Below are 11,676 nucleotides of genomic sequence, written 5' to 3'. Positions count from 1 at the left end.
TCACATCCCCTGCCCGGGCCACCACCCGGCCGACCGCATGTCCACCCCGGTACCACGCAGCGGCGTCCCCTCGGCGAGCCAACGTGCCCGCGCCTCGCGGGCCAGCCGGGGCGGCAGACCGCCGGACGCGTTCACCACCCGGTGCCACGGGGCCGCACCACCGTGGCGCGCCATGATCGCCCCGACCAGCCGGGCCGACGCCCGCCCGGAGCGCTCGGCCAACGCGTCGGCCACCGCCCCGTACGACATCACCCGGCCGGCCGGGATCCGGTCGACCAGTTCCAGCACCGCCTCGACGTACTCGTCAGGTGTCACAAGCGGCCAGACTATGGGAACGGCGGCGGGGCACGCCGCGACGACAGCGCAGAATGGGCGGGTGCGCGACGCAGTCACCGCGGCCCGGCGGGTCGTTGTCAAGATCGGGTCCTCCTCGTTGACCACCGCCACCGGCGGCCTGGACGACGGGCGGGTGGACGCGCTCGTCGACGCCCTCGGTCTACGGGCCGCCGACGGCCGCGAGGTGGTGCTGGTCTCCTCCGGCGCGATCGCCGCCGGCCTCGCCCCGCTCGGGCTGCCCCGGCGACCGCGTGACCTGGCCACCCAGCAGGCCGCCGCCAGCGTCGGCCAGGGCCTGCTGATCGGGCGGTACGCGGCCGCCTTCGCCCGGCACGGCCGCACCGTGGGTCAGGTGCTGCTCACCGTCGACGACGTGACCCGGCGGGCCCACTACCGCAACGCGTACCGCACCCTGCGCAAGCTGCTCGACCTGCGGGCGGTGCCGATCGTCAACGAGAACGACACGGTCGCCACCGAGGAGATCCGGTTCGGCGACAACGACCGGCTGGCCGCGCTGGTGGCCGCGCTCGTCGACGCCGACCTGCTGGTGCTCCTCAGCGACGTCGACGCCCTCTGGACCGGTGACCCGACCCGGCCCGGCTCCCGCCGTATCGCCGAGGTACGCGACGAGGCGGATCTGCTCGGTGTCGAGATCGGCGGCAGCGGCCGGGCCGGGGTCGGTACCGGTGGCATGGTGACCAAGGTCGAGGCGGCCCGGATCGCCACCGGTTTCGGCATCCCGGTGGTGCTCACCTCCGCCACCCAGGCGGTCGCCGCGCTGGCCGGCGAGCCGGTCGGCACCTATTTCCACCCCAGCCTCCGGCGACCCGCCGCCCGGCTGTTCTGGCTCGCCCACGCCACCGCGCCCCGGGGGCGACTGCACCTCGACCCGGGCGCGGTGGCCGCCGTGGTGGGCCGACGCAAGTCGCTGCTGCCCGCCGGGATAACCGCCGTGGACGGTGCCTTCACCGCCGGCGACCCGGTCGACCTCGTCGACACCTCCGGCGCGCCGGTGGCCCGGGGGCTGGTCAACTACGACGCGATCGAACTGCCCGGCCTGCTCGGGCGGTCGACCGCCGACCTCGCCGCGGCACTCGGCCCGGCGTACGAACGGGAGGTCGTCCACCGCGACGACCTGGTGCTGCTGTGAATCGCCCGATCAGGGCCGACACCTGAGGAGTGAAGATGAGCGTGAGCGAGCAGGCCCGCCGGGCGCGAACGGCGGCGGAGACGCTTGCGGTGGCCACGCGTACCACCAAGGACGCCGCGCTGCACGCGATGGCCGACGCGCTGGTGGCGGGTACGCCGGAGATCCTCGCCGCGAACGCCGCGGACCTGGCGGCCGGACGGGACGCCGGGCTGAGCGCGGCCGTGCTGGACCGGCTCGCCCTCGACGAGGGGCGGGTGGCCGGCATCGCCGACGCGCTGCGCCAGATGGCCGCGCTGCCCGACCCGGTGGGCGAGGTGGTCCGCGGCTCGACCCTGCCCAACGGGCTGGAGCTGCGGCAGGTCCGGGTGCCGTTCGGGGTGGTCGGCATCATCTACGAGGGGCGGCCCAACGTGACGGTGGACGCCGCCGGGATCTGCCTGAAAGCCGGCAACGCCGCGCTGCTGCGTGGCTCCTCCTCGGCCGCGCACTCCAACGCGGCCCTGGTCTCGGTGTTGCGTGACGCGATCGACCGGGCCGGCCTCCCCGCCGACCTGGTGCAACTTGTCGACGCCAGCACCCGCGACTCGGTCAAGGAGCTGATGCGGGCCCGAGGGCTCGTCGACGTGCTGATCCCGCGTGGCGGAGCATCGCTGATCCGCACCGTGGTCGAGGAGTCGACAGTGCCGGTGATCGAGACCGGGGTGGGCAACTGCCATGTCTACGTGGACGCCGCCGCCGACGTCTCGATGGCGGTGTCGATCGCGCTCAACGCCAAGACGCAGCGGCTGTCCACCTGCAACACCGCCGAGTCGCTACTGGTGCACGCCGACGTCGCCGACGTCTTCCTGCCCGCGATGCTCGCCGCGTTCGCCGAGGCCGGGGTGACGGTGCACGGCGACGCCCGGGTCGCGGCCTACTCCGACGCGGTGGTGGCGGCCACCGACGAGGACTTCGGCACCGAATACCTCAGCGCGGACATCTCCGCCGCCGTCGTCGACTCACTTGACGCGGCGGTCGCGCACATCCGGCGCCACGGCAGCGGCCACACCGAGGCGATCGTCACCGACTCACAGTCGACCGCCCGGGAGTTCGTGGCCCGGGTCGACGCGGCGGCCGTGATGGTGAACGCCTCGACCCGGTTCACCGACGGCGGCGAGTTCGGCTTCGGTGCGGAGATCGGCATCTCCACCCAGAAGCTGCACGCCCGTGGCCCCATGGGCCTCCCCGAACTCACCAGCACCAAGTACGTGGTAACCGGCACCGGCCACCTCCGCACCTGACCCACCCTCGCCTCCCCCGTTGATCATGAGGTTAGCGGTTCCGGCAAGCGCTTTCCGCGCAGCTAACCTCATGATCAACGCTGTGAGGGGCCGCGGGGAGGACGGGGTCAGCGGAAGGCGCGGATGACGGCGAGGGTGGCGTGTACGTCGAACTGGTGGCCGTCGTCGCTGCTCCAGCCGCCGTCGCTGCGCTGCGTCTCGGTGAGCCGGCGTCGGGCGGCGACAAGCGTCCACTCCTGATGGTCGACGCCCACCCGGCGCAGCGTCACGGCGAGCCAGGCGGCATCGGCCGCCGACGCCTGCGGCAACCGCTCCGCCAGCACCGCCTTGATCTGCGCCGACTCGTAGAACATCTGCTGCCGGTGCAGGACGGCCGCGCTGAGCCAACCGGCGGCCAGGAAGGACGGCCAACTGCCGTCCGGGCGCAGGTGGGCGGCGAGCGCCTGGCCGGCGGCCTGCACCACACCGGCGTAGGCCCCGCCGACGCGGTGGTCCAACGGGCCGGCAGCCCGCGCGTCCAGGCCCGCCACCGTCAGCCAGAACGCGGCGTTGGCGGTCAGGTACAGCCGCGCCTCCGGATCACCCGGACGGGCCCACTCGGGCGCGGAGTCCGCGAGGGCCCGGTCCTCCTCCCAGCAACCGTCGGGTTGCTGGCCGGCGGCGAGCCAGTCCAGCGCCCGACGCGCGCTCGGCCGGCCGAGCGCACCGAGGTCGTCCAGTTCGGCGAGACGGAAGCAGGTCGCGTCCACCGACGCGACCTCGTCGCCCCAGGACGCCGGCCAGCCGCCGCCGAGTGTCTGCCCGACCTCGGCGCTGTCGAGCACTTCCGGCGACGGCTGCGTGCCGGTACGCAACCAGGACAGGCGGGCACGCTCCACCGCGTCCCCGTGAGCCACCACGAATCCGATAGCGGCGTCGATGTCGACCACGCGGCCACGCTACCGGCGCAAACGTGATCTCGCCTCAGGAGGACGGATAGGTGAGATCCGACCGACGGCAGGGTGGCGGCGAAGGGCCCCGCCCCCATGGAGATGGGCGACGGGGCCCTCGACGGCGGATCAGTACGCGGGCAGCGAGGGATCGATCTGCTTGATCCAGGAGAGCACGCCGCCCTGCACGTGCACCGCGTCGCGGAAACCGGCCGCCTTCAACGCGGCCAACGCCTCGGCGGAGCGGACGCCGGACTTGCAGTGCAGCACGATCTGCCGGTCCTGCGGAAGCTTGGACAGCGCCTCACCGGAGAGGATCTCGCCCTTGGGGATCAGGGTGGCACCGGGGATGCGGACGATCTCGTACTCGGCCGGCTCCCGGACGTCGACGAGGAAGATGTCCTTGCCGGCGTCCTGCCACTCCTTCAGCTCGGACGCGGTGATGGTCGCGTCGACCACCGCCTCCTGGGCCTCCACCGACACCGCGCCGCAGAAGTCCTCGTAGTCCTCCATCAGGTCGGTGAGCGTCGGGTTCTCCCCGCAGAGCACGCAGTTCGGATCCTTCCGGACCTTGATCTTGCGGTAGCTCATCTCCAGGGCGTCGTAGACCATCAACCGGCCGACCAGCGGCTCGCCGATGCCGGCGAGCAGCTTGATCGCCTCGTTGACCTGGATCGAGCCGATCGAGGCGCAGAGCACACCGAGCACGCCGCCCTCGGCGCAGGAGGGCACCATGCCCGGCGGCGGGGGCTCCGGGTAGAGGCAGCGGTAGCAGGGACCGTGCTCGGCCCAGAACACCGACGCCTGGCCGTCGAAGCGGTAGATCGACCCCCAGACGTACGGCTTGCCGAGCAGCACCGCCGCGTCGTTGACCATGTAGCGGGTGGCGAAGTTGTCGGTGCCGTCGACGATCAGGTCGTACTGGGCGAAGATGTCGCGGACGTTGTCCCGGTCCAGCGCGGTGTTGTGGATCTCGACATTCACCAGCGGGTTGATCTCCCGGATGCTCGCCGCGGCCGACTCGGCCTTCGAGCGTCCGACGTCGGAGACCCCGTGGATGATCTGGCGCTGGAGGTTGGACTCGTCGACGGTGTCGAAGTCGATGATGCCCAGCGTGCCGACACCGGCGGCGGCCAGGTACATCAGGGCGGGCGAACCGAGGCCACCCGCGCCGACACAGAGCACCCGGGCGTTCTTCAGCCGCTTCTGCCCGGTGACCCCGACGTCGGGGATGATCAGGTGACGCGAGTAGCGGCGGATCTCGTCAACGGTCAGCTCGGCGGCGGGTTCGACGAGCGGGGGCAACGACACGGTGGACTCCCCGGGATCGATGTGGCGGACAACCGGGCCATTGTCGCTCGCCGACGTGCCCATCGACCATGAGCAGCGACACGTCGCCCGCTATGCGGGAGCGGGAATACCGGCGTGCCGGCGACCGTCGAGAATCGGCCAGGCGTTCGGCAGGCAGCCATCCAGCCCGTACGTCTGCTGCTGCATCACCGGCGCCGGGTCTCCCGGTGCCGGGCACGCCTCGTGCCCCTCCCCGAATTCGTGCCCGACCTCGTGGTTGATCACGTAGGCCCGGTAGACCTCGAGCGGGGCGCCGTAGTCCGGCACCGCCTCCAGCCAGCGGGCCAGATTGATGATGACCTGCCCGGGCAGCCGGCAGGAGGTGTAGCCCTCGGTACTCAGTCCCCCCTCGGCGCACATCGCCTCGGAGGTTCGCGGGGTGGCCAGGTAGATGGTGAAGTCGGCCGCGTCCGCCTCGGCGATCCGCTGCACCCGCAGCTCCCCGGTGCCGATCCAGCTACGCGGGTCGGCCAGCACCCCGTCGACCACGGCGGCGAAGGCGGCCGGATCCTGGCCGGCGCCCTGCTCGACGGCGACCCGGTAGCGGGCCACCGGACCGCCCTCGCCGTGCACCGGCGAGTGGTCACCGGCCACCGTGAAGCTGCCGTCGCCCACCCACGGATACCTGCCCGGAACGGACTGCTCGTCGCCACCCGCCCCGGAGGCGACCCGGTCGCCGAAGCCCTGGTCCGGCTCGGCCATCCGCTGACCGGTCCGGACCAGCAGCACCGCCGCGGTGGCGGCCAGCACCAGCACCATGCCCAGGGTCACGACCACCCGGTGCGGCACCACCGGTCGGCGGGGCCGACCCTCCGGTTCCGGCGGTCGAGCCGAGCGGTCACAATCCCGCCAAAGGGGCGAAGAGGGCATGAGGCCATCGTCGCATCTCTTTCCGGCACATCACCGCGTTTTGATCGTCCGGCTGCCGCTCAGAGTGGCGGGCCCTGGTACCGCCGACCGTCCAGGTACGGCCACGGGTTCGCGACGCACCCCTTGAGGAAGAGCGTCTGCTGCATCATCACCGGAGCCGGCTCGCCGCGCCCCGGGCAGCGCTCGTGCCGATTGCCCAGCTCGTGCCCGACCTCGTGATTGACCACGTACGTCCGGTAGAGCGACAGCGGCACCTCGGCCTCGACGAAGTGCGGAACCGACAGTCGCCACCGGTCCAGGTTGATGATCACTTTCCCCGGCGCCCGGCAGGAGGTGTACGGCCGGCCACCGACCCGGATGTCCACCCCTCCGGCGGCGCACATCCGACCCGCCGTCCCGGCCGTGGCCAGGTAGACGGTGAAGTCGTGACGAGCGGAGCGCTCGACCTGCCGCAGCCGCAGTCGACCACTGTCCACCCAACTGCCCGGGCCGGCCAGCGCCGTCCGCACCGCCAGGGCGAACTCGCCCACGTCCACGCCGGAGCCGGACTCCACCGCCACCCGGTAGCGCCGGAGGTCGCCGGTCGTACCCAGCACCGGGCCGGTCCGGTCGTCGTAGCCGAACCGCCCCGGACCGGTCGACGGGATCGAACCGGGCTCCCGCAGGACCGGTGGCGCGGGCGACGGGGACACCGCCACCGGCGACGGTGTCCGCACGGGCGCCGGAGACGACGGGGCCACGGCCGGCCCGGTGACCACCGGTTCGACCTCGTCGGCCGCCCCGGAGCCCACACCGGTGCCGCCGGCCACCATCGCCACCGCGGCACCGACGGCCGCCACCAGCACCGCCACCCGGATCAGCGCTCCCGCTGCGAGCCCGCGTCGGCCCGCACGCTCGGCGGAGGCGGCCGGAGCCGTCGCTCGATCACGGTGGTGGGGACCTCGCCGGACGGCATGACGGCCAGCGGAACGAGCCGATCGTCGACGGCTACCAGGGCTGGGCACCCGGTCATCCTGCCAGGTCGGCCCGCCGGGCGGGTTCCCCTGTCTCGGCGAGCAGCCCCAGCACCGCCCGGGCCACCAGGCGTGGCACCTCCAGTTGGGCCACGTGCCCGACACCGTTGATCATGAGGAGCCGGCTGTCCGGAATCACCCGTGCGGCCTGCGGAGCCACCCGTACGTCGACCAGCCGGTCCTGCCGTCCCCCGATGACCAGCGAGGGTGCGCGCACCGTACCGGCCATCCGCCACAGCGAGCCCGAACCGGGCAGGTACGACCGCACGAAGCTGGAGACCAGGCCACGGAAGGTACGCACGTACGCCGCCGCGTAGTGCGCCGCCTCGTAGCGGACCCGGATCTCCTCCAGCGCCTCGCGCCGACGCTGGTCGCTGATCCGGCTGAGATCGGCCACGCACGCCTTCATCACCTGCTGGGCCATCACCTCCGGCGCGAGCTGGGCCAGCCGCCAGGCGGCCACCCGTTCGCCCCGGGGGATCGCCAGCAGGGGCAGCATCCGTCCCTGCAACGACCGACGGAAGTCGAGAAACGGCAGGGCCGGCGACACCAGGGTCAGCGTCCGGACCAGATCCGGCCGGAGGGCCGCCACCCGCACCGAGATCGCACCGCCCAGCGAGTTGCCGAACAGGTGCACCGGCCCGCGGTCGGAGTACTCGATCCAGCGGATCACCCGGTCCGCGAAGACCGGCACGGTGTAGCGCCGGCCCGGCTCGCTGCGACCGAAGCCGGGCAGGTCGATCGCCTGACCGTCGAGCCGATCGGCGAGCAGGCCGGCCAGGTCGGTCCAGTTCTGCGACGAGCCGCCGAGGCCGTGCACGTACAACGCCGGTTCGGCGTTCGGACCGGTGGCCGGCGTCTCCCGGACGTAGGTGACAGCTCCGTCCAGTCGCACCTCCCGCCCCGGCCAGGGCGGCGGGACCGAGTGAGCGGGCAACAGCCGTTCGGGCCAGAGGGTGGCAGGCTTCACCGTTCCAGTCTGCCTGGAACGGCTCACGCCAGCAGCGCCTCCAGTCGACGGTTGACCGCGGCCAGGGTCGCCCGCACCACCGCCTGCCGGGGATCGCCGGCCACCAGGGCGGACCCGGCCAACTGCTCGACCCACCCGTCGCAGACCAGCAGCACCACCACGGTGGCCACCTCGCAGTTGCCGAACGGCACCACCGCGGCGTGCTCCACGAAACACCGTCCACGTTCGGCCGTGGGACCGGCGGCGTAGAGAAGCTCGTCGATCGCCGCCGCCGCGGCGACCCCGCACAACCGCAGCACGAAGCCGTCCACGGCGGGCCCGGTGGCGTGCCCCGAGGCGTTCCGGTTGCCCGCGACCAGCCGGACCTCGACGTTCGCGTCGAGCCCGAACGTGCTCACCTGGACGTGGTCGAGCACCACCCGGGGGCCCGGCACCCCACCGGTGTCCAGTGGTCGCGACGGCGCGGACTCGGTCGTGGTGAGTTGCCCGCCGGAGTAGGACGCAGCGAGGGTCGCCGGACTGCCGGGCGCACCCGACTCGTCGACGACCGCCCGACCCCGGTTCGGGGCCGGTGACTGCCGGCGCCGCCGGGTGGTCTCCGGCACGGTCTCCGGCCGGCTCGGCGGAGTTTCCGTCCGGGTGCCGCCGGGTCTGGCGGAGGGGCGCCGTGACTCCGCGGCCGGGCGCGTCTCACCCGTCTCGCTCCGGCTCTCCGTGGCGCGCCGACGCACCGGCACGGCGGGCACGCCGGGCAGGCCGCGAGGCGCCGCAGCCAGTCCCATCCGCTCCTGCAACAACCGGGCGACATGCCGGCTCACCTCGGCCGGGTCGGCACCGTCAGCGAGGTCGAGGCGGAGACTGTGCGCTCCGGCGGGGGTACGCCGCAGCTCGGCGTCGCGTACGCCCTCGACGCCGCGAACGGCGGCGAGGATCGCGTTGACGTCGAAGCCCTCCGGGCGGTCCCGCAGCGGGGCGGGCTCGTCGTCACGGCGAAGATGAGTGGCGATCCGGGCGAGTTCCGGGGTTTCGGCGGGTGGCTCCACAGCTGGCGGCTCCGGCACGACGGGCACGTCCGGTTCGGCGGGGACGCGCTGCGGCAACACCGCCGTGGTGCGGTCCTGCGAACGGTCGCCGGCCGGCTCGGTCGGCGGGACCGGATCGGGCGCGGACCGGCGTGCCGCATAGGGGGCTGCACTCGTCGGGACGGGTGCAGAGGGGGTGCGTTCGCGGCGATCGGACGCACCCGGGGCCTGGCCGGGCGGGGCCGTCCCGGTGGTCGGATCGGGCGGCGCGGAAACCGGGGCGGGCGCGGGTGCCGGCTCGTCCGGAACCGGCCGCAGCCGGAACGGTCGATACCCCGGAGGCTCGCCGGTCGACCGGACCTCAGCGACCGGCGGCGTCGGGTCGGGCGCGGATGTCTCCCGGCGGCTCGACTCGGCCGGCTGCGGTACGCCGGGGGTGGGGGCCGGCGGTCGGGCTCCGGCTGGTGGGGCGCTTGTCGGATCGACCGCGCCGGACGGCGTACCGGCCGGCGGGGAACTGGCCGGGCGCAGCGCCCACGGCAGACGTTCGTCGGCCGGCTGGCCGCCGGACCGGTTGCCCCACGGCGGCGCCTCGTCGTTCCGCGTGCCCCAGGGCGGGCCCTCGTTCGCCGGCGCGCCGCTGACCGGCGGCAACGCCCACGACGGACGCTCCGCCGTCGGCGGCACCTCGGGTGCCCGCGCCCACGACGGCCGTTGCGGGGCCGACGGTGCGCTGGCCGGATCGTCGCTGGCGGAGGGCAGCGCCCAGGACGGACGCTCCGCGGCCGGCGGCAGATCGGCCGAACGCGCCCAGGTGGGACGCGGTGAGGCCGGAGGGGCACTGGTCGGAGGGGCACTGGTCGGATCGACGGCGGCCGGCTGGTCGGCCGGGTCGGGCGCGCTGGGGGGCTGTCCTTCCGGAGCGGGCTCGGCATCCCGACGGGCTTCGTACGGCCGGGGCAGCTCCGCGCGAACCGGCTCGTACGGTCGCGTCGGCTCGGCGCGGAGCGGCTCGTACGGGCGGCTGGGCTCGCTGGCCCAGTTCCGGGCCGACGCCTCCCGGAGCCGACGGTCGGTGGCCGCGTCCTCGTCCCGCGCCCACGGCGGCGCCCAGTCGCGGGCCGGGTCGGGCTGGGCCCAGGTCGGCCGGTCCGTGCCTCCGACGGGCGGTTCGGCAGGCGACCAACCGGCCGGCTGGTCGGTGCCGCCCGACGCGGCCGGCCAGCGGGCCGGCTGGTCGGTGCCGTCGACCGAAGGGCTGTCAGCCGGCCCGGCCGCCGGATCGGCGGCGGGTGCGGTCGGCCAGGGCTCACCGGCCGGCTCCGGCCGAAGACCGTCGTCCCAGCCGTGCTGCCAGCCGTCGGCGGAGGGCGCGTGCAGGCCGGGTGGCATCTCGAAGCCGGAGGGGGCGGTGCCGACCGGCGGCACCTGCACGGCCGGGGGCGACGAGGTCGGCCGACCAACTCCCGCGGTGCCCGGCCGCTCGCCGGAGGGCACCGGTCGGGGCGCCGGCACGACGAGGCGGTCCTTGCCCGCGTCCGGGGCCGGCCCGCGCGGGCCGGGTGGCGCGCTCACCGGGACGTGCCGGCCAGCGGCGGACTGCTCGGCGACGGGCGTGCCGTTCGGCTGGTGGCCGTTGACGTGGTTGCCGTTGACCCGGACGGGCCGCTCGGGCTCCGCCTGCTCACCGACGGGAGCCGGCAGGTCGGCGTGGCGTGACGAGGCGGTGGCCCAACCGGACGGAGACTCCGACCGCGAACCGGTCGCGTCGGAGCCGGGCACGACCTCGGGGCCCCACGACCAGTCGACCGGGGACGCCGACCACCCGTCGCCGGAACGGGCCAGGTCATCGCGCTGACCCGTCCCGTCGCCGTGCTCTCCCGGGGTGGCGGCACCGGGTTGCCCTGTTTCACTCACCGCGCGCTCCTTGGTCGCCCCCGCTGAGGCTACCGTGTGGCGACAGTGGCGATAAGTTACAGCGGCGGGCCAATTCCGCGAGGGGCCGAGTGGCCCCGACCGGTTCGGGTGAAATGCCGGCCCGTACGACAACCTCGGAGGTTCCCATGACCGCTGTGGGGAACGGCGCCCAGACCGCCGGCCGACCCACGCGCCTGCCCCGTTCGGCGCGCCGCAAGCAGCTACTCGCCGCTGCTCAGGAGGTGTTCGTCGCGCAGGGCTACCACGCTGCGGCCATGGACGACATCGCCGAGCGGGCCGGGGTCTCCAAGCCGGTGCTGTACCAGCACTTCCCGGGCAAGATGGAGCTCTATCTCGCGCTGCTCGACACGCACTGTGACGCGATGGTCGCCAAGGTGCACGACGCCATGGCGAGCACCACCGACAACAAGGAGCGGGTCAGCGCGTCGGTACGGGCGTACTTCGACTTCGTCGATCACGAGAGCGAGGCCTTCCGCCTGGTCTTCGAGTCGGACCTGCGCAACGAACCGGCTGTGCGGCAGCGCGTGGAGCGGGTCGAGCAGGGCTGCATCGCGGCGATCACCGACACGATCATCTCGGACACCGGAGTCAGCCGGGCGCACGCCGAGTTGCTCGCCTCTGGCCTGGTGGGCGCGGCCGAGACCGCCGCGCAGTTCTGGCTGGCCGGCGGCCGCCAGGTGCCCAAGGCCGAGGCCGAGGCGTTGGTCGCGGCGCTGTCCTGGCGGGGCATCGCCAGCTTTCCGCTGCAAGGTGAGTCAGCCTGACCTTCGACCTTGTGATCGGATAGCCTTCGCAGGGCGGCCATTTCGCCCGATGGA

General features: G+C 73.8%; 10 protein-coding genes. 3 read left to right on the top strand and 7 right to left on the bottom strand.

Going from position 1 to position 11,676, the window contains the following annotated elements:
• Entirely contained in the window at window positions 1-315 is a 315-nt protein-coding gene (locus V5O40_RS09835) for an MGMT family protein (RefSeq protein ID WP_332905188.1), read from the bottom strand.
• Between the two features lie 61 nt (window positions 316-376).
• Between V5O40_RS09835 and proB the strand changes: the two genes are divergently transcribed.
• The gene (proB, locus tag V5O40_RS09830) at window positions 377-1,486 is read left to right on the top strand and encodes a glutamate 5-kinase (RefSeq protein ID WP_332905187.1); all 1,110 of its coding nucleotides are present in this window, start codon (window positions 377-379) and stop codon (window positions 1,484-1,486) included.
• Window positions 1,487-1,521: 35 nt separating this feature from the next.
• Window positions 1,522-2,766, top strand: a complete 1,245-nt coding sequence (locus V5O40_RS09825; protein WP_332905186.1) for a glutamate-5-semialdehyde dehydrogenase — start codon at window positions 1,522-1,524, stop codon at window positions 2,764-2,766.
• Window positions 2,767-2,873: 107 nt separating this feature from the next.
• Here V5O40_RS09825 and V5O40_RS09820 read toward each other — a convergent pair whose 3' ends face one another.
• The 6 genes from V5O40_RS09820 to V5O40_RS09795 all read right to left on the bottom strand — a co-directional run bounded on the left by V5O40_RS09820 (window position 2,874) and on the right by V5O40_RS09795 (window position 9,682).
• The gene (locus V5O40_RS09820; protein WP_332905185.1) at window positions 2,874-3,695 is read right to left on the bottom strand and encodes a prenyltransferase/squalene oxidase repeat-containing protein; all 822 of its coding nucleotides are present in this window, start codon (window positions 3,693-3,695) and stop codon (window positions 2,874-2,876) included.
• Between the two features lie 129 nt (window positions 3,696-3,824).
• Window positions 3,825-5,006, bottom strand: coding sequence for an adenylyltransferase/sulfurtransferase MoeZ (moeZ, locus tag V5O40_RS09815; RefSeq protein WP_408631851.1), 1,182 nt, complete (start codon window positions 5,004-5,006; stop codon window positions 3,825-3,827).
• Between the two features lie 90 nt (window positions 5,007-5,096).
• Window positions 5,097-5,822: a DUF3152 domain-containing protein gene (locus V5O40_RS09810; RefSeq protein WP_332905183.1), complete on the bottom strand. Its 726-nt coding sequence runs from the start codon at window positions 5,820-5,822 to the stop codon at window positions 5,097-5,099.
• A 152-nt stretch (window positions 5,823-5,974) separates the two neighbouring features.
• The gene (locus tag V5O40_RS09805; RefSeq protein ID WP_332905182.1) at window positions 5,975-6,766 is read right to left on the bottom strand and encodes a DUF3152 domain-containing protein; all 792 of its coding nucleotides are present in this window, start codon (window positions 6,764-6,766) and stop codon (window positions 5,975-5,977) included.
• Between the two features lie 157 nt (window positions 6,767-6,923).
• Window positions 6,924-7,898 carry an alpha/beta fold hydrolase gene (locus tag V5O40_RS09800; RefSeq protein ID WP_332905181.1) on the bottom strand — a complete coding sequence of 325 codons (975 nt, stop codon included), beginning with the start codon at window positions 7,896-7,898 and terminating at the stop codon, window positions 6,924-6,926.
• A gap of 23 nt (window positions 7,899-7,921) precedes the next feature.
• Window positions 7,922-9,682, bottom strand: coding sequence for a hypothetical protein (locus V5O40_RS09795; protein ID WP_408631852.1), 1,761 nt, complete (start codon window positions 9,680-9,682; stop codon window positions 7,922-7,924).
• A gap of 1,301 nt (window positions 9,683-10,983) precedes the next feature.
• On the opposite strand from V5O40_RS09795, the gene V5O40_RS09790 reads away from it, so the two are divergent.
• Window positions 10,984-11,622, top strand: coding sequence for a TetR/AcrR family transcriptional regulator (locus tag V5O40_RS09790; protein ID WP_332905180.1), 639 nt, complete (start codon window positions 10,984-10,986; stop codon window positions 11,620-11,622).
• Window positions 11,623-11,676 lie beyond the last annotated feature (54 nt).

The organism is Micromonospora palythoicola, from assembly GCF_036689795.1.
In the GTDB taxonomy this organism is placed as follows: Bacteria; Actinomycetota; Actinomycetes; order Mycobacteriales; family Micromonosporaceae; genus Micromonospora; species Micromonospora palythoicola.
This window is presented reverse-complemented; position numbering and strand designations above follow the sequence as displayed.